The sequence below is a fragment of the Gynuella sunshinyii YC6258 genome, assembly GCF_000940805.1.
GTDB lineage: Bacteria > Pseudomonadota > Gammaproteobacteria > Pseudomonadales > Natronospirillaceae > Gynuella > Gynuella sunshinyii.
Genome location: NZ_CP007142.1, coordinates 5,113,740 through 5,135,254 on the forward strand (window position 1 = coordinate 5,113,740; position 21,515 = coordinate 5,135,254).

Sequence of the window (21,515 nt, forward strand, 5' to 3'; positions counted from 1 at the left end):
ATGTATTTTGAGCCGCTCACTCTATTCATTCTCGGCGAAATTCTGATCGTATACATCGCCATCTCCATATTCCTGTTTTATCGCGGACGGCTCTACCAACTACTAAAAGATCTTCTCAAGGAAATGCGTCGAAACCGCATGCTGCGGGAAACCCTGAATGCCAAGCGTGCAGCAGGTGAACGGGCCAAAAATGTCAGTTTCAGCAAAGATTTCATGGACGCCGTCAACAGCGGCGGACGCGACATCTATACCAATATGGTCGAGGTCAAGCTACAGCACACAGAAAAGGCAAAGGCTGAACTGGGCCCGGAGAATCTGGAATACAATCCCGCTCATCCCCCCATGGCGCGCTATCTGGCATTGCGCAGCACCTTGTTAAACATGGAAAAAGAAGCGCCCGAAAGTGGTCAGCCGGATCAGGCCCAAGCGGAAAAGCTGCTCGATATTTTTCATCAACAGATCATTCGCAAACACCTCGAAAGTGCCGGTCTGGAAGACCCGCAACACACCCGCAAAATAGAACAACAGCTACGACAACTACAGGAACAGGTTTCCCAGCTGGAACCGTTCCAACAGCTTTATCAGGATTCACAGAGCAGTCTTGATGAGGCCGCCAGAGAAATCGAACAACTGAAAAGCATTATTCCTCCCGAGGTCATCGCCGATGAAAACCTTGCCTTCAAAGGCAAAGGCTATGCGGATGAAATATATCGTTTAAAAAGCGAAAAATTTGATCTGTTGGAAACCATCAACAAACTCAAACTCAGACTGGAACAAAGGGAAATTGACGCTTCGCCTGAAGAGTACATCGATATGCAGGATGAGCAGATCAAACAGCAGGCCCGCTATATGAAGGAAGCGGATGTCTGTATCAACCTGCTGGAAAAAGAGCTTGAGACTGTTAATAAAGAAAACGAACAACATCTGGAAGAAATCAGCGAACTGAAGGCCAAGCTGCAACAGCGCTACGCTGAAAAACCTTCATCAAGAGAATCATCTTCCGCACAGGCGAGAACCGAAAATACCAGTAAACTGCATAATCTTGCAGCTGCACAGCAATCTTCCGTCAGTAATATCAGAGCCCAGGTGAACAGTCTCAAGGAGATCGCCGAGGCCCAAGCCATTGCCGAACAACAGGAACAGGAAATTCATCGTCTTGAACAGAGTATCAATGAGTCTGAAACCTGTATCCGCATTCTGGAAAATGAGCTGGAAGATGCCAATGACAAACTGGAAAAAATGCAGCGCGAACTGACCGCCTTTAAAGAACTGGATCAGAATGCAGACAACCTCGAAGGCGTGGTTCAGAACCTGATTCAGGACTCCAAGGAAATGCTCGAATGCATCGACAAGTATCAACAGGAAAATGCCATGCTAAGCAAAAAACTGACAGACTTGCAGGACAAAGTTGCCGTCAACACACAGATCCAGGAGGATGCTTAATCCTTAGCGATTTCACCCACCGACGAAATCTTTGTATACGACCAGACAAGTCTGTTGACACGCCACCGTTCACCTCCGCCAGACCGCTTTCCTCCACCATCCGGCGAATTATTTGACTCCACCACTCGGACCACTATCATCGGCTTCTTTTGGCCAACAAACACTCTATGCCCCGCGAGTTTGAAATTATCCGCAAGTACTTCCGCCCTCTGGCTGATATTCCAACATCTGAAACAGATGTTCTGGTCAATCAGGGCGATGACTGTGCTGTGGTAGAACACACCGGTAAGCTGGCATTTTCCATCGATACCCAGGTTGAAAATGTTCATTTCCTGCGCTCCATGTCCGCTGCAGATATCGCTTATCGGGGACTGGCCTGTGCACTCAGCGATCTGGCGGCCATGGGTGCCAAGCCAGCATTTTTTACCCTGGCACTCAGCCTGACAGGACAGGAGGATGAGTCATGGCTGGCGGATTACACCCGCGGACTGACTGAACTGGCCACGCAGTTCAAAGTGCCGCTACTGGGCGGCGATACCACCCGGGCGAGCACTATCATTCAGACCTTTCAGGTACATGGCACAGTCTCCAGACTGCTGACCCGTGCCAGTGCCCGGCCGGGTGATCTGATCGTGATTTCCCATACCCCCGGACTGGGCATGGCAGGTCTGGATGCTTATCGTCACAACGGCCCGACGGAACTGCAGGCCTGCTACCTGCGGCCATATCCGCAAATTCCTTTAGGGGTGTTTATCAGTGAATTCGCCACCGCTGCCATTGATATCTCCGACGGCCTGTTGGCCGACCTGGGACATATTCTTGACCAGAGTAACGTGGGTGCCGAGCTGCAACTGGATGCGCTTCAGCTGGATCAGCGGTTTTGCCAATGGGTCGAGCCATCCCGGCAGCTCGAATGGGCGCTGACTGGCGGTGATGACTATCAGCTGTGTTTTACCTGCCCGCCGGAACACCGGAGCCGGCTGTCACAAGCCCCTGTTCCATTGCAGGTCATCGGTGAAATTACCACTCATAAACAACTTCGATGCCGGCTCCATGGCAAAGCAGTCCAGTTCGACCATACTGGTTACCAACACTTTTAACAGGCAGTACTCCATAACATGACACCTCAAACCCGACAGATTCTGACTTCGCCGGTTTCACTACTGGCTTTTGGGCTGGGCTCCGGTCTGGCACGCAAAGCCCCAGGTACCTTTGGCACACTGGCTGCCATGCCATTTTTGTGGCTGTTTGAACCGATCCGGCAGGATATCTGGTTTCTGGCAGTCCTGTTGCCGGCATTCCTGGCAGGCATTTATCTGTGCGGTGCCACAGCGAAAAAACTGCAGGTACACGATCATCCAGGTATCGTCTGGGACGAATTTGTGGGCCTGTGGTTCACCTTCTGGTTTATTCCCCTCACTCCTATCAATATCGTTGCCGGCTTTCTGCTATTCCGGCTGTTCGATATTGTGAAACCATGGCCCATCGGCTGGCTTGATAAACGGGTCAAAGGCGGCTTTGGCATCATGATTGATGACCTGCTGGCGGCAGTCTATGCCCTGATTCTGATGCAGGGCATTAACTGGCTACAGAACTGACCGATCTATCAGGCATCAGTCTGGCGCAGATCAGCTGCGAACCGGAAAAGTTTGCAAGACTGTACTCAGGTTGCGGCAACCTCACCCCGATACTCAGCAACGGCCTTAATATCATCGGGTGAAGTACGGCAGCAACCGCCGACCAGTCGAGCGCCCAGATTCACCCACTCTGCCACCTCAGAACCGAGCGAATGATGACTACAGTGCTCTCTGACACGCCAGGTTTTGCTGTCGGCATCATACTGCTCACCGGAGTTGGGATAGACAATCAACGGCAACCGGGTATGGCGACTCATGTTTTTCAGTAACGAGGGAATATGCTCCAGGGCCGTACAATTCACACCGACCGCCACGATTTGAGGGAGCTCATCCAATGCTCTGACACATTCGGCAATCGGCGTACCGTCGCTGATACATTCGCCATCGCGGGCGGAAAAGGTTATCCAGGCACAGGTCTGCGGAAACTCCGCCAGCAACTCTGACAAGACTCTCGCCTCCTGCAATGAAGGCAGGGTTTCACAGGCCAGCAGGTCAGCACCGGCTTCCACCAACACCGCCATCCGCGACCGGTGAAACTCTTTCAGAGTCTGATCATCCACACCATAATGTCCCCGATATTCTGAGCCATCGGCCAAATACGCCCCATAAGGACCAACAGATGCCGCCACCATTGGTCTGGGACGATCAGTGCCATCATATTCCTGCCAGAACCGATCCCTCGCTGTGGCAGCCAGTTCAACCGAACGGGCGATCGTTTCGCGGGCCTGCTGTTCATCCATGCCATACGCTTTAAAACCCGCAAAACTGGCCTGATAACTCGCGGTAATCGCAATATCCGCACCGGCTTCAAAATAGCGTTGATGGACTTCGGCAATCAATTCCGGCTGTTCCCGCAACACTTTGGCGGACCACAGTGCATGATTGAGATCACAACCGCTCTTTTCCAACTCGGTCGCCATAGCACCATCCACCACCAAAAACGGATACTGCTCTAACAATTGTGAGAAATCTGCTTTCAACATCAGGATTCAACCTCCGACAAAGAAGTGTTTATCTCGGCTTCAGTCTGATTTCTGCCTGTCAGCAGATAGGCCAGATAACACAATACGGTAAAACCAAGGCCGCAATACAACGCAATACGCTGCTGCGGATCAAAAGCGATACCGGCAATACAGGCAACACAAAACACGATGGAAATAATCGATACCCAGGGGAAAAACGGTGCCCGGTAAGCCAGGTCAGCCATGTTACCTCCACCGGCCTGATATTGGCGGCGAAAGTTCAAATGGCTCCAGCCAATGACCAGCCAGACCACAACAACCGCAAACCCGGAAACAGATACCAGAAACAAATACAGTGAATCCGCCGCATAATAACTTGATAACAACGACAGCAATCCACCCAACATAGTGAGAATCAACGCATTTCGGGGAACCCCGTTGGATGACAAACGCCCCAGGAAAGATGGCAGGGTTTTCTGATCCGCCAGAGTCCACAACATACGCGAAGCTGCGTATAAGCCTGAGTTGGCGGCAGACAACAGTGCCGTGATGATGACCAGATTGATAATATCATCGGCATAAGGGATACCCATCCGTTCCAGTACAATCACAAACGGACTTTGTTTGGCACTGGCCAGATCACTCGGTAAGAGCGCCCCGATGATGATGATCGTACCGACAAAAAAGATAATCAGCCGCCATAAAGTGGTCTTGATGGCAACCGGCAGATTTTTATCCGGATCGACCGTTTCTCCGGCCGCAACACCAATCAGTTCTGTGCCGGAAAAAGCATAACTGACTGTCAACATAATCATGAGAATCGGCAAGACACCGTGAGGAAACACACCATTGGCAACCAGATTATGAAACATTGGCGCGGCCTCATGTTGCGCGGGGGCCATTCCAAAAATGGCCAGACCTCCCAGCACCAGAAAGACCACGATCGTCAATACTTTAACTAATGACAACCAGAACTCAGCTTCAGCAAATATCCTGACTGCAAACATGTTCAATACAAATACCAGAACGATGCTGGCAACACACCAGTACCACACCGGAACAGCCGGAAACCATTTCCCCATCAACAGGCCAATACCGGTAAACTCTGATGCCAATGCCACAGCCCAGGTCAACCAATATAACCAGCCCACCACATAACCGGTGGCCGGATTGATGTATTCAGTAGCATAACGGCTAAAAGCACCTGACTCCGGCATATGTACCGCAAGTTCACCCAGGCACATCATGATCATGTAAACGCCAAAAGCGACAATCAGATAGGCAATAATGGCCCCTACCGGACCAGCCTGCTGGATCGTATCACCTGAGCTGAGAAATAATCCGTTTCCGATGACCCCGCCCAGAGACAACATCACCAAATGTCTACTGTGCATCGTTCGTTTAAAACTGGAAAGAGTGTTGTCCGACATATTTACCTTCGTCTGTTACTTGAAAGACCGACCCTCGCCCGGACAGAAAGACACTCCATTGCGCCAACAACTCATGAACTCCCACACCTGTCAAAGCGGCGCGGGCATTATATAGAGGATGAGCATATATAAAAGTCCGGTTTTACGGACAATGCCTGTTCAATAACAAAATGATCACCTTACTAATAAATCAAGGTTTTGCGATCTGTGACCTTATGACCGTCATCAACCATCACGATCAAATTAGCTGGTCGATTGCATACTGCCGGGAAGCAATAACGAATACATCCCATTTCAGACTCATCGCAAATATGTCCCTGCAGGCTCAAATACAGCATCGGTGTATTCAGTCTGCAACAAGGGGTAGTCATTTCAAACACCTTCGTATCGATCAACAATTGGCAAGAGCCAATATTCTCAGTACATCTACTATCGATATATTTTCAAATGCGCTATATGGCAGATCGTGACATTTTTCTGCGACAAAAGATCTGCGTAACCAATGTAAAGAGTCCCGGCCGGGAAATCAGGAAAAGGATCGGCCAAAAGCGAGAGCGCATCAGACATAAATGACCCGCTTGAACAGACACATTTGGCAACAGACGGCCATTTAAGCCTTTTCTGAAAATGAGCAACACTTTTTCAGTTCAGAGATTCCAAAATGAAATTTATTTTTTTAGTCAAAAGATACCTATAGCACCCCGAAGAACCCGTTTACATATGAGTTGATTACTCCTTCATCTATCGCTCTGAGTTTGCTTTATATCAGAGGTTGATCTATACATTTAGTACAACTGTTACCGTGCATACTATTAATCCGATAAGTATACATGTCGGGTTAATAGTGTGATGCAGGGATGCATCAAGGTGTCGGAACACTCCATTAGCCATGGCCAATGCGAGCCCCGATAAATCAAGCGGTCCGACGATTCGGTGTTTCGCGCAAGACCGCCAGATTTTTCGGGGCGACAATTAAAGAGACCAGGACGATCTATGTAATTGCCGGATTAATAGTTAAGACATAGCAGACATATACTGCAGGTATTTTCGTGACAGTATTGGTGAACTGTAGATTTCTGGATGGCTCTTGTTAAGAGGTTAAGAATACATTCCAAGACAGACTGGAAGATCAAGCCAATTACGAAAGTAGTCGCTGTCAAAGTTAATTGATCAACCACTCTGATTTCGAAACCCACATAACCGATATCGTAAAACATAAATTTCACCTGCAGTCGCTATGAGTATTAAAAATCAGGCGACTTCAGGTATCTGAAATCAGGGGTACATTATGAAATTCAGCTACAAAATTGTCATAACATCCTCGCTGTTGTTATTGATTACTGTAGGGCTATTAAGTCTGTATCAGATAAGAATGGTCAAAGACGAAGTGACGACACTGGTCACCAGCAGCGTTAATGAATTAATGAATGGTGTACGCAATACCATTAGTGCAGAAATGCACACCAAAAAGCAGATGGCGCAGACCATTACAGAAATTATTGCACTGGATTATCGAAATGAAGACGAGGTGACAGAAATTGTCCGGGGCAAAACGATTAATGAAAGTTTTCTCAATTCGGGTATCGGCTATGAAAGCGATGGAGTGATCCTCTTTAGCGAACCCTCGTGGATACCCCCGAACAGTTATGACCCGCGCAAACGCCCCTGGTACCAACAGGCGAAGGCAGCTGGAACATTGATACTGACAAAACCCTATGTTGACGCGACCACCAAAGACATGATTATTTCCATTGGTGTTCCAGTCATCCATAAGGGTCAATTTGTCGGTTCCATGTATTACGATATGGCGCTATCAGGACTGGCCAAACTGGCAAACTCCGTTAACCTGTTTGATGCCGGTTATCTGTTTATTACCACCAATGATGGCATTCTGATTGCCCATCCGGACAAAGAAAAAAATGGTCATAACATCTCCGAATATCTGCCGATCAAACAATTACAGGAAGGCAACCAGGAAATTGAAATAGAAGGAAAGACCTATCTGCTCAATTTTGTCCTTATTCCAGATGAACAATGGTATATCGGTGCGATGATCGATAAATCCATTGCTTTCCAGGCGATCGACAAACTGCGCAACAATTCGATGATTTATCTGGTTTTAGGACTGGTAATCAGTCTGTTGGTCCTGAACTATTTGATCAAATTTCTGATGCGGCCGCTGGGATCACTGAACAATGCCATTAAAGGTGTTGCATCAGGAAACGGCGATCTGACCCAGCGACTCGATGTCAATACCGATCCGGAGTTCGCAGAGCTGGCCATTGGCTTCAACCAGTTTACCGAATCACTGCAAAAACAGATTACCCAATCAAAAACCATCAGCCGGGAAATCAATGATGGCATTACGGTGACCTTGGAAAATGCCAGGCATTCAGCCGATGCCATGCACAGTCAAATGCATGAACTGGAACAACTGGCCACCGCCATGAATGAAATGGCCACCTCTGCATCCGAAGTGGCCAATAACGCTCAGCAGGCCGCTTCGGCAGCACGAGATGCTGATGATGCTTCGATGCAAGGCGAAAATGCCGTGACAGAAACCACTGAATCCATTGACGCGCTGGCAGCCCGTATCGATCAGGCCGTCACCGAAGTCCAGGGGCTTGAATCAGCAACCGCCAACATTGAAACCATCCTGAAGGTGATCAACGATATCGCCGATCAGACTAACCTGCTGGCACTGAACGCAGCCATCGAAGCAGCGCGCGCCGGTGAATCAGGCCGGGGCTTTGCAGTAGTGGCCGATGAAGTCAGAACACTGGCCCAGAGAACCCAGCAATCCACAACGGAAATCCGCTCCATGATCGAACAACTGCAGTCCGGTGCCTCCGCCGTCTCATTGGCAATGAATGAAAGCAGGGATACCACCGTGATTGCAGTCGATAAAGCAAAGGCTGCCAATCTGGTATTGCAAACCATTCGTCAGGCCATTCAGCATATCAGCGATATGACGGTACAGATTGCATCAGCCGCAGAAGAACAAAGTTCAGTCGCCGAAGAAATCAACAACAATACCTTTAAGATCAAGGACATCAGTACACAAGTTGCAGAAACGGCCAATCAATCGAACCAGGAAACTCAACAGCAGGCTGAAAAAGTACGGCAGCAGGATGAACTGTTGAACAAGTTTATCGTATAAATTCAAACGTTCAGGCAGAGTCCATTCGGACTCTGCTGTTTTTGTGTCAGTTAGTATCACCACCAGGCATTTCGTCTGAAAACGTTCAAATCACCGAATGGACGGTCGAACTCGTCTTGCCCGTTTTTCTTCGCACTTATTCAGTGCAAAAATTCATACTTGCAGCTAAACATTTTCGTTCTTACAGTGAAAAGAACCGATTATGCAAGGCAAGCAGATATCGTTTTTGAGATGACTTGTTGTTGGGGGTAGTCTGTCCCTGATCTAATAAAAACAAGAACCAGAACATTATGTCGATCAAAACACTGGCCGCAAAACTGGGGGTTTCGGTTTCCACGGTATCCAGAGCACTGAATGATTATCCTGACATCAGTTCTCATACCAAGAGCCGGGTACGTAAGGCCGCCGCCGAACTTGGTTATCAAATCAGCTCCCGAGATCGTTATCATACGCTCCAAAAAGCCTACTGTGTGGGACTGATACTGCTGCAACAGGACGACTATCTGGTCGATCCTTCGATCTCTGCCCTGCTGGGGTCAGTGACCCGTTGTTTGCAACAGCATCACTATCTGGCACACGTCATTACGCTGCCGCGTGGCGAGCAGGAACTCATCGCGTTTGAACAAACGATCAAACTCGGGCAATTCGATGGTCTGATCATCATCAGAACCCGAACCAATGATCCACGGGTCAACAGACTGTTGAAACTGAACATTCCATTTGTCTGTTACGGCCGTACTGAAAAATCCAGCCAGTTTGCCTGGGTGGATATGGATAATGTTCAGGTATTTACCGCCGCCATCGAACGATTATTGAGCCTGGGGCATCGTAACATTGGGTTCATTAACATTTCTGAACAGTTTCATTTTGCCCGCGACCGTTTGACCGGCCTGCAGAACACCCTGCAACAATATGATTTCAAATTACCGGAATGGCGCTATCGCTGCTGCGATTTCAGCGCCGCTCAGGCACGTCAGCTGACCATCGACATGTTGGCCCACGATCACTCAATCACTGCGCTGGTCTGCGCCACCGACCATATTGCCAGAGGCGTTTATTCCGCCTGCCGGTCACTGGGTTTAAAAATCGGTCTGGATCTTTCCGTGATCGGATGCGATGACGCCGTGGATGTTGCCTATATGGATCCACCGCTGACAACCGTCGGCACCGATGAAGACACCGGTCGCGTACTGGCGGAAACCTTACTGAAACGAATCGACGGAGAACCTATCAGCGGGTTGCAACGATTACTGCCACCGAAACTGGTGGTCAGAGAATCCGATCAACCCTTCACTCACCTCTCCCATCCACAGGAAAGGATTAAGTCATGAAAATAACCATAACACTGAAACTGACCCTGGCAGCTCTCGGGCTGATGTTATCCGGCAATCTGTTTGCCACGACGGTGGAGTTCTGGACCACCGAAACCCAAAGCGAACGTATGACGGTCATAGAAACCCTGGCGGCAACGTTCGAAGCGCTGAATCCGGATGTCACAGTTAAAGTGGTTCCGGTGGATGAAAATGACATGGCCACTCAAATCGCGGCAGCGGCGGCGGCAGGAACCCTGCCACAACTGATTGAAGCCGGCTCAGAACTGATCATGGCATTTGGAGAAGAAGGGATTCTGAATACCGATCTCAGCAAAGATGTTCTCAACACCGTTGGTAAGAAAAACTTCTACACCGGGGCGCTGAATATGCTGCGCACCCCAAAAGGCGGACACTACTATGGCCTGCCCTATCACGGCTGGATACAGGGGATCTGGTATCGCAAGGACTGGTTCGAACAGGCCGGCCTGAAACCGCCCACAGACTGGAACAGTATTCTCAAGGCCGCTGAAACATTTACCAAACCGGATCAGAATCAATATGGCATTCTGGTCGGCACCAAAGTCGAAGGGTACAGTGAGCAGGTGTTTACCCATCTGGCACTCTCAAACAAAGCCGCAGAATTCAACAAAAAAGGCGAACTGATTTTCGATAGCAAGGCAACGGTTGAAACCCTGGAGTTTTATAAAAAGCTGGCACAATATAATCCGCCCGGACCTCAAAACTGGCGTGCCCGCGATTACTATCTGCAGGGCAAGATGGCGATGTTCTTCTATTCCACCTATATCATGGACGATCTGGCGTTGGCAGAAGTCGCCAAAGGCTCTCTTACCGCCGACAATTTCGCCGAACTCAGTGGCGGCAAATTCGATCCCAACCTGGTTAAAAACACTGGCTTCGTACCGATTATTCATCATAAAACCGATGCCAGTTATGGCGTTCTCGTCGGTCTGGCCGGGGTCGACCTGAGCGACGATGCCGAGGCCGATGCCACTCGCCGGCTGGTTGAATTTCTGTATGAACCGGCACCCTATATTACCTTCCTGCATATGGCGCCCGGTGGCATGAACCCGATGATCAAAGGCATAGCCGAAAATCCACAATACCTGAAAGATCCTAATGGTGTCTTCGAACTGTATGGTGTCGATAAGATCAAAGAAATCATTGCCGGATTCGAAAAGATCAAAACCTTCAGCGTGGTTGACGGCGAAGTGTTTCCTCAGTCTGGCGAGATTTTTGCCAAGCAAATCATTCCGCAGATGATTTACAGCACCATATTTGAAGGCGTCAGCGCCGAAAGTGCGGTCAAACAGGCAACTCAGAAAATGCAGCAGCTAATGGATTGATTCCCGCTGTTTATTCACCTGGCAATCATTTTTTGCCAAGCGAACAGCTCCCGGAAAGACGGCAGGGAAGCCGTCCACCGGTCAAAACAATAACCAGGATTGAGAGCCCGTATGTCCAGTTATCTACGACAACAGGAATCACGACTCGGTATCCGACTGGTGGCACCCGCCGTCGGCATTATCGGTCTGTTAGTGGTTTATCCAATTGCGTTTAACATTTACCTGAGTTTTTTTGATGTTCAGCTGAATGGCGATAAACACTTCGTCGGTCTACACAACTACACCACATTATTGAGTAACACAGAATTTTATCACTCGGTGTGGACATCACTGATTTATCTGATGGGCACCGTCGCCGGAACTACAATACTTGGACTGGCGGCGGCACTGTTGATGAATCAGCAGTTCAGCTTCCGTAACGTCGCCCGCAGTCTGATACTGCTACCTTACTTTGCTCCGGTCATAAGTGTCGTTTTTGGCTGGCAGTTCATTTTTGATCCGGTCAACGGTATCTATAATCATCTGGTCGTGGATGTGTTGTCATTAACCGCCACCCGCCGCAACCTGATCGGCGATCCGGCCACCGCACTGTGGGTAGTGATTGTGTTTGATATCTGGAAACACTTTCCCATCGCCTACCTGTTATTGCTGGCCAAACTGCAAAGCATTCCAAGGGATTTATACGAAGCGGCGGCCATTGACGGCCACGGTCCCTGGGGACGGTTCTGGGCAGTGACCCTGCCGGAAATCCGCTTTGTCCTCGGCACAGTCATACTGCTGCGACTGATCTGGAATCTGAACCGCTTCGAAGAAGTTTTTCTGCTCGCCCCAAATGTGAAAACCCTGCCGGTATTTACCTACTATCAGGCCTTTACCGGCGTCATCGATCAGGGACTGGCCGCTACGGTATCCGTACTGCAACTACTGCTACTGACAGGGTTGATCTGGTATTACGTCCGCAAAGTACTGAAATGGTGACCGCATGCTGAATCGTCGTCGCTCCTTTGGCCAGAACATTTTTCTGTACAGCATGATCATCATGATCATTCTGTTCTGTATTTTTCCGTTTCTACAGATTCTCTCCACCTCACTGAAACATCAGATTGATTGGGGTAATCCGTCTTTGATTCCCAGAGTCATCCATCTCGATGCTTATAAAGAATTGCTGGGCCTGATGCCTGAAAAAGTGATCGAAATTCCTGACTCGGTCAAGTCCATGTTGGACAACCCCGCACTGAGTGAAACAGCAAAACAGAAAATCATTGCCCGTTTCACCTCGCAGGATGCAGACTTTCCGTTTGTCCGATACATGCTGAACAGCTTCCTGATCAGTCTGGTGACTTCGGTCGCCTCTACATTTTTTGCTGCTCTGGCCGCATATGCCATTGCCCGTCTTCGTTTTCCCGGTCGCTCTGTATTTTCCAACGCGGTCCTGTTTGTGTACATGGTCGGCGGGGTGCTGCTCATGGTGCCGTTGTACCAAATGGCGGTGACGGTTGGGCTGGCAGCATCCATTACCGGAACCCTGGTGTGTATCTTTCTGATCTATGTGATCCAGACACTGCCGGTGGCCATGTACATGCTGGGAAACTATTTTCGCACCATACCTTTTTCCCTCGAAGAAGCTGCCATGATGGATGGCTGTTCCCGGACAGAAGCGTTCGCCACTATCATCATTCCGCTGTCGAGACCCATGCTGATGACAGTATTCGTCTACTGTTTCGTCATTGCCTGGAATGAATACCTGTTTGCCTCGGTGTTCCTCAAACAGTATCAGGATTTCCATACTCTGCCGTTGGCACTGCAAACATTATTCAACTCTAAAAATGCTATCTGGGACCGGATCATGGCAGCCTCAATGCTGACGCTGGTACCGGTCGTCATCGCCTTCATGTTCGCCAATCGCCATCTCTCAGGCGGCCTTACCGAAGGCGGCGTCAAAGAATAAGGAAACCGTTATGAGTTCTGTGCATCTGAGAAATATCAATAAATCCTATGGCAGCCTGCCCATCGTCAAAAACCTGAATCTGGAAATCAACGCCGGCGAATTTGTCGTGCTGGTCGGCCCCAGTGGTTGCGGCAAAAGCACTACCCTGAGAATGGTGGCCGGTCTCGAAGAAATCACCAGCGGCGAAGTCAGAATTGGTGCAGAGGTGGTGAACGATCTCGCCCCCCATAAACGGAATATTGCCATGGTATTCCAGAATTATGCGCTTTATCCGCACAAAACCGTCCGTGAAAACATCCTGTTCGGACTGAAAAAATCCGGTGCCAGCCAACAGCTGATGGATGAACGATTAACGCAGGTATCGGAAATGTTACAACTGGAGGAATATCTGGACCGGCGCCCGTCTGACCTCTCCGGTGGTCAGCGCCAGCGGGTTGCCATGGGGCGCGCGCTGGCCCGCGATGCCAATGTTTATCTGTTTGACGAACCCCTCTCCAATCTGGACGCCAAACTACGCCATCACATGCGCACGGAAATGGCCCGTATCCAGGCGGAATACAACATGACGGCCATCTACGTGACTCATGACCAGGTGGAAGCCATGACCCTCGGAGACCGGGTGGTTGTCATGCGCGATGGCATGGTTGAACAGATCGGCACGCCCATGGAAATTTATCTGCAACCGGCCAACACCTTTGTTGCAACCTTCATCGGCTCCCCCGCCATGAACCTGCTGGAAGCAAAAGTGGAACAAGATGAAATTGTCATTGCCGGGCATCGCATGCCCATAGCCGGTATTCCCTTTACCGATGCCAAACAATTGAATGCGTTTGACCACATACTGGTCGGTATTCGTCCCGATTTTTTTGAGGATGCCCGCTTTATTCGTGACGACAGCCAACGATTTGTATTCGAGGACTTGCATGTCAATCTGGTGGAAAATCTTGGCTTCGATAAAGAACTGATGATCAATATCGGCAACCATGAAATCAAGGCCCGGCTTGATCTGCGCAGTCATATTCGGCGTCAGGAGACGATTTCGTTGTCTGTCGATTTAAGCCGGGTGTTGCTGTTTGACATGAGTACCGAAGGCGTACTGATCAATTCAGGACAGGCGTTATGACACCACTGAAATACAACTTCTGCTACGCAATTCTGTCTGATCAGGGGCAGGCCGATTATCGTAATGATGCCAACCAGGGCATTTACTATTTCGACACCCGTTTCCTGAATCACTACCGGTTCGAATTTGAGGATTTTTCTCTGATTTATCAGGATGCAGCCACCAATACCCAGCTGCAACAATACTGGTCCCGGCATCATCATCATCAACAGACCGGTCAGATCGATCGTTGCCTGAAACTACAACAGGATGGCTTTGAAGATGTCATCAGATGCCATAATCCAACCCCTGATATCCAGGAAGTTGTTATCCGTCAGCATGTCGACAGCGACTTTCAGGATATGTTTGAGATTCGTGGGCAATGGCTGGAACCACTGTTTCGGAAAACGGAAAAAAACCTCACAGCCAATGAATACCAGGCCCGGTATGTCAGCAGGGACCATCAGCTCAACCAGGTGATCATGGAATTCAGCCCCGCGCGGAATATGACTGAGGGCTGGCATTTTGATATCCAACCCGGACAAACGCTGGAGTTGGTTATTCGAGTAACGCTGATCAGCCCGTTGAGCGAGAACACTACCGCCCTGCCGGACTATCACTCTTTTAGCCGGAATTTTTCCATAAACAAACAAAAACCATCTATCCAGCAGGCCATTGATGATGTTTATGCATTGTTATTGGCACCAGCGGAAGGACTCACTATTGCCGCCGGTTTGCCAAGGTTTGTCACACCCTTTGGGCGCGATGCTCTCATTTGCAGTTTTTTTCTACTATCGACATTTCCGCAACTGGCCCAGGGCACCTTACAGTTTCTGGCCCATCATCAGGGCACCCGAACGGATACGATAAACGATGAACAGGCCGGCAAAATACTGCATGAATATCGCTATGGTGAACGCAGTCGCATAGGTGACATTCCGTTTCACCCTTACTTCGGAGCCAGCGATGCCACAGCATTGTTTATCATTCTGCTGCATGATTACTGTCTTGGCAGTGGAGACTGGTCGTTCATGCAAACTCTGGAACCGCATTGGCGTAGGGCTCTGCAATGGCTGGAAGGTCAACAGGATGACGAAACCGGTTTTATCGGTTTTCATGCCAACAAAAGAGGACTGGTCAATCAGTGCTGGAAAGACTCGCCGGATTCCATGAGCCATCAGGATGGGACGCTGGCCAAACACCCGCTTTTTGTCTCTGAAATTCAGGCTTATGCCTATAAAGCCTTCGCCTGTGCCAGCGTCTTTTTTATTCATCTGAACCAGCAACACGAAGCGGATCTCTATCAGGTTAAATCCGAACATCTGAAAAATCAGTTTGACCAGTACTTCTGGCAACCACAAATGGGTTGCTATGCACTGGCCCTTGATGGCGACCAACAACCACTCAACGTACAAAACTCCAATGCCGGTCACTGCCTCTGGGCCGGTATCGTTAAACCCGGCCGGGCAGACGAATTAGTCACAACATTATTTTCTGAAGCACTCTGGAGCGGCTGGGGACTGCGAACACTGGGATGTCACGAGGTTCGCTATAACCCTCTCAGTTACCATAACGGTTCGGTCTGGCCTCACGATATGGCATTAACGGCCTTGGGTTTAAAACAATATGGTTATCACCATCAGGCTCAGCATATTGCCGACACGCTGCTAGACGTAGCGGAAAAACAACCGGATCATCGTCTGCCAGAGCTTTATTCCGGCCATGACCGAAACCATTATCCGGTGCTGCCTTATCATCTGTCCTGTCGGCCGCAGGCCTGGGCTGCGGCCGCGTTATTCGCGTTATGGACTTAAGGAACCATCTGAATAACTACCAGCGTCACCAATATGGCGTTAAAAAAACCTGTTCAAGTCGGTCATTTATGCCTCATGAACGCCCTGGTCTCACAGATTTTCGCCCGGCCCTGCCTTCCTGGCAGACATTACTCATAGGCTCCTTAACACCCAATTGAATCAATATTCTCCGAATTACTTCGATGAGAATGCTTCAATACAATAAATACCTGTCGGCAATTCAACCGGCACCCTACCTTCGGAGCAGATTCTGGTATCTTCTACAACCGCTTCCACAACCTCAGCCAATCCTTCCAGGCTGCTACCTACAGACAATACTGCACCACCAGTATACTCTGCCAGTTCCTCCGCAGGATTAGTGGCCAATGCATAGGGTTTCAGGTTTAACAACTTGCCAGTCTGTTGGTCGATCAGAGACTCACTTTTATAAAGCGTTCCATCGGAATTGAGCATCTTAAGTGCGGTTGGGATCAAGGTGTATAGCATGCAACCTGCCTGGACCCTTTTGAAACCACCAGCATCATAAACATCCACCGTAGTCACAGGGCAAATCGCATCGATTGCAGATTTCACAGCATTGACATCCGCTGGATGGTTGACTACTCCACTAAACGGATAGTTCGCTTCGATAGCAGGGTAATTATGAAAACTCAGAGGATATGTGAAGTGGAAAATCAACACCTGGGGAGTAGATGGGTTTATACCGAGCAGTTTAGGTTTGATGTCACCTTTATCCAGATAATCTCCATCACCATTTAGATCCAGCCCGGAACCACTGATTGCCTGGCGTAATGCTTCCAACTGGGATTCAGGGGCATCTCCACCACCGGATGAACTCAAGGCATTAAGCGCGGTAATGAGATTGGTGGTATCTGTATCCAACGGAGTTTCCACTCTATATCCATAATCACTGGAACCGCCGTAAGGACTGTAAGGAAAATCACGGTGTGACACCAGCGCAAAACGAGTCCCCGAGGTAGCCAGATTGAATGGCATGATAAAGTCAGTAACGATTTTGGCCTGCCAGTTGGGTAACAATGCGCCAGTACTACCGGTCACATCCAGGACCAGAATAACGTCTGGTGCAGTACGACCAAACACGGCTAGCAGGGAGAAAAGGGCTGCGATAAAAATCTGCTGAAGGTTTTTTTTTATATTTGATAGCATGTTCATAAATTTACTCGTGCGGTTGATAGAGTTTTTATTAACAGGCAATTGAATGAGACAGAAGACGCTACAGATGCAGTGCAAACAGAGCATTTATGCTGGTTTAAACAAGGCAAGCGCAACACGGGCGTTTTTCAACAACCTGCGCAGCTGCTTCTACTTCTTAAAAAAATCGTAAGCAGTCGAGGCGACCTTTCTATTCCTTTATCATGATTATTAATATCGCTCATTTGGATGACCTGGACATCTTTCCATATCGTTATTGAGATATTTTTTTTGAAAAGCAAATAACAAAATACAGATATTGGATCAGCGTATCCGACGGAACAGTGTGCTCAGATTCAGCAATCCCATTACCGCTGAACTGACATAAGTTAATGCACAGGCTCTTAGAATTTTTCGGGCTTTGGTCAGATCAGATTGGTTTAGATACTCACCTTTTTGCAGAATGGGTAGCGCTTTATTGAAGCTGGCATCGAATTCGACCGGCAGGGTAATCAGGTGTACCAGCAGATTGAAAACGATACTGACGATGATCACCAGAAACAAACCCCGTCCCAGTATCGCAGTTGCCGGAATCAGGGATAATATCGGCATCAGCATGATGGCAATCTGCGCAAGTTTTTGCACCATGGCGGCCAGCAGTGCCAGCTTTGAACGCAGCAGCAATCGCCAGTCGCGCTGGTGGAACTGGATGGCATGACCCACTTCATGTGCAGCGACGACCACTGCAGTCAATGATTGCCCCTGTAGATGTTCCTGCTTGAGCCTCACAATATTATCGCTCGGATCGAAATGATCCCCCTGAAGGGTCTCCTCCAGTCCGGCCTTGAGTTCAAAGCGATTGATCAAGTGCCGGGCCAGCTCTCCTCCGGTCCCGGGCAGATAATCCAGCCTGACCGAATATCGTTTGAGCACTGCCTTCACCCAGATACCTGGTCCGGCAACGACAGCGACCAACAGCAGCAACAGGATTAACCATATCATGGTGTTTGGTTTCCGAAATCAGTTGCCCAATCGGGCTTGGATAGCCTGAACAATACCCGCCGCATCGAGACCGATGGTCGGATACAGCAAGGCCGGCTTGCCATGAGCCAGAAACTGATCGGGTAAACCAAGGTTTAAGACAGCCATGGTACACCCTGCGGCCTGCAACACTTCGTTGACACCAGACCCCGCCCCGCCCTTAATCGCATTTTCCTCAACGGTCACGATCAGTTCATGCCGGGCAGCCATTTCCAGGATTAACGCTTCATCCAGCGGCCGGATGAATTTCATATCCACCAGCGTGGCATCAAGTTCTTCCGCAACCGGACGACACACCTCGACCATGGACCCGAAAGCCAGCAACGCGACTCTCTGACCATTGCGCAGAGTCTCAGCCTGACCAATCGGCAAGGTCTCAAGAGTGCTGTCCACTGTCACACCGATACCGCTGCCTCGAGGATAACGCACCGCTGCCGGCCCCTGATATTGATAGCCGGTGGTCAACATTTTTCGACATTCATTCTCATCCCTGGGGGCCATTACCACCATGTTGGGAATGCAGCGCAGATAAGTCAGATCAAAACTGCCTGCGTGTGTTGGCCCATCCTCCCCCACCAGGCCGGCGCGGTCGATGGCAAACAACACATCCAGATTTTGAATGGCGACATCATGAATGAGTTGATCGTAAGCTCGTTGCAGAAACGTGGAATAGATGGCCACAACCGGTTTCATAGCATCACAAGCCAACCCGGCCGCCAGCGTCACAGCATGCTGCTCGGCAATGCCCACATCGAAGTAACGCTCAGGAAATTGTTCGGCAAACTGGATCAGATCCGATCCTTCTTTCATCGCCGGGGTAATGCCAACCAATAGAGGATCAGCCGTAGCCTGATCCACCAGCCATTGGCCAAAGATATTTGAGTATTTGGGCAGCGATTTGTCAGCCTGACCATTCTTCTGCGGTTCGATCTTGTTGATCGCATGGTACTTGATCGGCTCATCTTCCGCTGGTCGAAACCCTTTTCCCTTGGTGGTCGCAACATGCAGAAATTGAGGGCCCTTAAAACTGCGCAGATTCCGTAAAGTCTTGACCAGATCAAGAACGTTATGACCATCTACAGGCCCTACATAATTAAACCCCAGTTCCTCAAACATGGTACCGGGGGTCACAAATCCTTTCATATGCTCTTCGGCCCGGCGGGCAAGTTCCCATACCGGTGGAATGGTTCCAAGCACCCTTTTACTGCCTTCACGCATATGTGAGTAGGTTTTGGAGGCAAAAATTCTCGACATGGCCTTCTGCAAGCCACCCACGTTTTCGGAAATGGACATGTCATTGTCGTTCATGACCACCAACATGTCTGTTTCATCATGACCGGCATGGTTCAAGGCCTCGAATGCCATCCCTGCGGTCATGGCACCATCACCGATCACCGCTACGACCTTGCGACTGTTACCCAGCAGACGGTTGGCAATGGCCATGCCCATGGCTGCGCCGATGGAGGTGCTTGAATGGCCAACCCCGAAGGTATCGTACTCACTTTCATAACGGCTCGGGAAAGCAGACAAACCGTCTTTTTTACGGATACTGGTCATGCGGTCACGCCGCCCGGTCAGAATTTTATGAGGATAGGCTTGATGCCCCACATCCCAGACCAGCCGATCATCCGGGGTGTCATATACATAGTGTAGAGCCACCGTCAGCTCGACCACACCCAATCCTGCTCCCAGATGCCCCCCCGACTGTCCCACACAGTAGAGCAGAAACTCCCTCAGTTCGTCACACAATGCCGGTAACTGATTCAGCTCCAGCGCCTTTAGTTGCAGGGGGTTATCAATTTGATCCAACAACGGCGTACTGGGTCGTTCCCTGGGAATACGTTCAAAAGTCTTCATTAGTTGTGCTTAGTCCAGAATAATTGGCGCCATTTTAGAGCATTTGTCCATTCACTGAGAAATCGGATTCTCAGCGGGCCAGCGAAAGGTATTGAGGCGGTCTCCTGAACGACCTGTGCAATTTAATGGTCGCGTATCAATACATATTCAGTGATCTGCTTCAGCAGTTCCACGTCACCAATGCCTTCGAGCCGGGCAATCTGCCCGTCAACTCTCTCTTTCAGGGTCCGGGCGTAGTCTTTGGCGGCGTCCAGTCCCATCAGGGATGGGTATGTGTTCTTATTGTGATGTAAATCCGAGCCCTGCGGCTTGCCCAGAATGTGGGTATCCCCTTCCACATCAAGAATGTCATCAACCACCTGAAAAGCCAGCCCGAGCAGCTCACCAATATTCAGCAGTTGTTGATAGACAGGGGATTCAGGTGATTCCGTACACAGGCATCCTAACCCTAGCGAAGCTTTGATTAATGCTCCGGTCTTGAGGCGATGCATCTGTTCCAGCTGTGCCAGCGTAATGATTTTGCCGGCCGATGCTTCGTCGATAGCCTGCCCGGCCACCATACCATACAGTCCGGATGCCCGGGCCAACAGCGCAACCATATGCAAACGATGTCGATTGCTCAGGGAAACATCTTCCCGGTTGGCCAGACAATCGAACGCGGCTGCCTGTAAACCATCAGCCGCCAGTATGGCAGTCGCCTCGTCAAAAGCGACATGACAGGTTGGTTGACCACGGCGCAGATGATCATCATCCATGGCAGGTAAATCATCATGAATCAGCGAGTAAGTGTGTACCAACTCAACCGCTATGGCCGGTGTCAACCAACTCTGTTGTTCGCAACCTGCGGCCCGGGCACCGGCTTTGACCAACATTGGTCGTAAACGCTTACCACCGGCCATGAGGCTGTAAACAGTGGCTTCTTCAAGTCGTTCCGCCCCTTGCGGCAGAGTACCGATCACACGTCGCAGATCGGGTTCGAAGGAGGTCTTAAAGGCCTCAAGAATGGCTTCAAAACTACTCATGATTGAACATCAAAATCCCGTGTGGCCAGACCATCATCTTCCTGCATCAAAATCCGGACTCGTTGTTCAGCTTCATTCAAAGCTGTCTGACAACTGCGGACCAGAGAAACGCCCTGCTCAAATGACTTCAGAGAGTCCTCCAATGACAGCTCACCACTTTCCAACTTATGGACCAGTGCCTCTAACTGACTGAACGACTGCTCAAAGTTAATCGGCTCTTGCTTTGCCATATACCACGTGCCCCCTTAAAAAGAACCGCAACCCTAACTG

General features: G+C 49.7%; 17 protein-coding genes. 10 read left to right on the plus strand and 7 right to left on the minus strand.

What is annotated here, in order from left to right; translation table 11 throughout:
• From YC6258_RS21425 to YC6258_RS21435, 3 genes are all read left to right on the plus strand, one after another.
• On the plus strand, positions 1–1,443 hold the full coding sequence (locus tag YC6258_RS21425) for a coiled-coil domain-containing protein (protein ID WP_044618722.1): 1,443 nt from the start codon (positions 1–3) through the stop codon (positions 1,441–1,443).
• Between the two features lie 167 nt (positions 1,444–1,610).
• Complete coding sequence (thiL, locus tag YC6258_RS21430; RefSeq protein ID WP_044618723.1) at positions 1,611–2,543, plus strand: thiamine-phosphate kinase; 933 nt, start codon at positions 1,611–1,613, stop codon at positions 2,541–2,543.
• A gap of 18 nt (positions 2,544–2,561) precedes the next feature.
• Positions 2,562–3,041, plus strand: coding sequence for a phosphatidylglycerophosphatase A family protein (locus YC6258_RS21435; RefSeq protein WP_044618724.1), 480 nt, complete (start codon positions 2,562–2,564; stop codon positions 3,039–3,041).
• A 65-nt stretch (positions 3,042–3,106) separates the two neighbouring features.
• Here YC6258_RS21435 and mmuM read toward each other — a convergent pair whose 3' ends face one another.
• Positions 3,107–4,063 carry a homocysteine S-methyltransferase gene (gene mmuM / locus YC6258_RS21440; protein ID WP_044618725.1) on the minus strand — a complete coding sequence of 319 codons (957 nt, stop codon included), beginning with the start codon at positions 4,061–4,063 and terminating at the stop codon, positions 3,107–3,109.
• Entirely contained in the window at positions 4,063–5,472 is a 1,410-nt protein-coding gene (locus YC6258_RS21445) for an amino acid permease (protein ID WP_044618726.1), read from the minus strand. Before YC6258_RS21445 ends, mmuM begins: the two co-directional genes overlap by 1 nt.
• 1,288 nt (positions 5,473–6,760) lie before the next feature.
• On the opposite strand from YC6258_RS21445, the gene YC6258_RS21450 reads away from it, so the two are divergent.
• The 7 genes from YC6258_RS21450 to YC6258_RS21480 all read left to right on the plus strand — a co-directional run bounded on the left by YC6258_RS21450 (position 6,761) and on the right by YC6258_RS21480 (position 16,173).
• Positions 6,761–8,632 carry a methyl-accepting chemotaxis protein gene (locus tag YC6258_RS21450; RefSeq protein WP_044618727.1) on the plus strand — a complete coding sequence of 624 codons (1,872 nt, stop codon included), beginning with the start codon at positions 6,761–6,763 and terminating at the stop codon, positions 8,630–8,632.
• Between the two features lie 290 nt (positions 8,633–8,922).
• Entirely contained in the window at positions 8,923–9,963 is a 1,041-nt protein-coding gene (locus YC6258_RS21455) for a LacI family DNA-binding transcriptional regulator (RefSeq protein ID WP_052830469.1), read from the plus strand.
• Positions 9,960–11,309: an ABC transporter substrate-binding protein gene (locus YC6258_RS21460; protein ID WP_052830470.1), complete on the plus strand. Its 1,350-nt coding sequence runs from the start codon at positions 9,960–9,962 to the stop codon at positions 11,307–11,309. The genes YC6258_RS21455 and YC6258_RS21460 overlap by 4 nt, the downstream gene beginning before the upstream one ends.
• Positions 11,310–11,420: 111 nt before the next feature.
• Positions 11,421–12,287: a carbohydrate ABC transporter permease gene (locus tag YC6258_RS21465; protein WP_044618728.1), complete on the plus strand. Its 867-nt coding sequence runs from the start codon at positions 11,421–11,423 to the stop codon at positions 12,285–12,287.
• A 4-nt stretch (positions 12,288–12,291) separates the two neighbouring features.
• On the plus strand, positions 12,292–13,257 hold the full coding sequence (locus YC6258_RS21470) for a carbohydrate ABC transporter permease (protein WP_044618729.1): 966 nt from the start codon (positions 12,292–12,294) through the stop codon (positions 13,255–13,257).
• 10 nt (positions 13,258–13,267) lie between these two features.
• A complete protein-coding gene (locus tag YC6258_RS21475) occupies positions 13,268–14,380 on the plus strand; it encodes an ABC transporter ATP-binding protein (protein WP_044618730.1) in 1,113 nt (370 codons plus the stop codon).
• Positions 14,377–16,173, plus strand: a complete 1,797-nt coding sequence (locus tag YC6258_RS21480; protein WP_044618731.1) for a glycogen debranching N-terminal domain-containing protein — start codon at positions 14,377–14,379, stop codon at positions 16,171–16,173. The genes YC6258_RS21475 and YC6258_RS21480 overlap by 4 nt, the downstream gene beginning before the upstream one ends.
• Before the next feature lie 174 nt (positions 16,174–16,347).
• On the opposite strand, the gene YC6258_RS21485 is transcribed toward YC6258_RS21480, so the two are convergent.
• The 5 genes from YC6258_RS21485 to YC6258_RS21505 all read right to left on the minus strand — a co-directional run bounded on the left by YC6258_RS21485 (position 16,348) and on the right by YC6258_RS21505 (position 21,475).
• Positions 16,348–17,346, minus strand: coding sequence for a vWA domain-containing protein (locus tag YC6258_RS21485; protein WP_044618732.1), 999 nt, complete (start codon positions 17,344–17,346; stop codon positions 16,348–16,350).
• Between the two features lie 303 nt (positions 17,347–17,649).
• On the minus strand, positions 17,650–18,327 hold the full coding sequence (locus YC6258_RS21490; protein WP_044618733.1) for a zinc metallopeptidase: 678 nt from the start codon (positions 18,325–18,327) through the stop codon (positions 17,650–17,652).
• An 18-nt stretch (positions 18,328–18,345) separates the two neighbouring features.
• Complete coding sequence (dxs, locus tag YC6258_RS21495) at positions 18,346–20,223, minus strand: 1-deoxy-D-xylulose-5-phosphate synthase (RefSeq protein WP_044618734.1); 1,878 nt, start codon at positions 20,221–20,223, stop codon at positions 18,346–18,348.
• Between the two features lie 122 nt (positions 20,224–20,345).
• Positions 20,346–21,245 (minus strand): polyprenyl synthetase family protein, encoded by a 900-nt coding sequence (locus YC6258_RS21500; protein ID WP_044618735.1) that lies wholly within the window; start codon positions 21,243–21,245, stop codon positions 20,346–20,348.
• Positions 21,242–21,475, minus strand: coding sequence for an exodeoxyribonuclease VII small subunit (locus YC6258_RS21505; protein WP_044618736.1), 234 nt, complete (start codon positions 21,473–21,475; stop codon positions 21,242–21,244). The genes YC6258_RS21500 and YC6258_RS21505 overlap by 4 nt, the downstream gene beginning before the upstream one ends.
• Positions 21,476–21,515 lie beyond the last annotated feature (40 nt).

Bases quoted from the DNA above. Each gene is read 5' to 3' on its own strand.
- YC6258_RS21425 (WP_044618722.1), top strand. From the start codon at position 1: ATGTATTTTGAGCCGCTCACTCTATTCATTCTCGGCGAAATTCTGATC.
- thiL (WP_044618723.1), top strand. From the start codon at position 1,611: ATGCCCCGCGAGTTTGAAATTATCCGCAAGTACTTCCGCCCTCTGGCT.
- YC6258_RS21435 (WP_044618724.1), top strand. From the start codon at position 2,562: ATGACACCTCAAACCCGACAGATTCTGACTTCGCCGGTTTCACTACTG.
- mmuM (WP_044618725.1), bottom strand. From the start codon at position 4,063: ATGTTGAAAGCAGATTTCTCACAATTGTTAGAGCAGTATCCGTTTTTG.
- YC6258_RS21445 (WP_044618726.1), bottom strand. From the start codon at position 5,472: ATGTCGGACAACACTCTTTCCAGTTTTAAACGAACGATGCACAGTAGA.
- YC6258_RS21450 (WP_044618727.1), top strand. From the start codon at position 6,761: ATGAAATTCAGCTACAAAATTGTCATAACATCCTCGCTGTTGTTATTG.
- YC6258_RS21455 (WP_052830469.1), top strand. From the start codon at position 8,923: ATGTCGATCAAAACACTGGCCGCAAAACTGGGGGTTTCGGTTTCCACG.
- YC6258_RS21460 (WP_052830470.1), top strand. From the start codon at position 9,960: ATGAAAATAACCATAACACTGAAACTGACCCTGGCAGCTCTCGGGCTG.
- YC6258_RS21465 (WP_044618728.1), top strand. From the start codon at position 11,421: ATGTCCAGTTATCTACGACAACAGGAATCACGACTCGGTATCCGACTG.
- YC6258_RS21470 (WP_044618729.1), top strand. From the start codon at position 12,292: ATGCTGAATCGTCGTCGCTCCTTTGGCCAGAACATTTTTCTGTACAGC.
- YC6258_RS21475 (WP_044618730.1), top strand. From the start codon at position 13,268: ATGAGTTCTGTGCATCTGAGAAATATCAATAAATCCTATGGCAGCCTG.
- YC6258_RS21480 (WP_044618731.1), top strand. From the start codon at position 14,377: ATGACACCACTGAAATACAACTTCTGCTACGCAATTCTGTCTGATCAG.
- YC6258_RS21485 (WP_044618732.1), bottom strand. From the start codon at position 17,346: ATGAACATGCTATCAAATATAAAAAAAAACCTTCAGCAGATTTTTATC.
- YC6258_RS21490 (WP_044618733.1), bottom strand. From the start codon at position 18,327: ATGATATGGTTAATCCTGTTGCTGCTGTTGGTCGCTGTCGTTGCCGGA.
- dxs (WP_044618734.1), bottom strand. From the start codon at position 20,223: ATGAAGACTTTTGAACGTATTCCCAGGGAACGACCCAGTACGCCGTTG.
- YC6258_RS21500 (WP_044618735.1), bottom strand. From the start codon at position 21,245: ATGAGTAGTTTTGAAGCCATTCTTGAGGCCTTTAAGACCTCCTTCGAA.
- YC6258_RS21505 (WP_044618736.1), bottom strand. From the start codon at position 21,475: ATGGCAAAGCAAGAGCCGATTAACTTTGAGCAGTCGTTCAGTCAGTTA.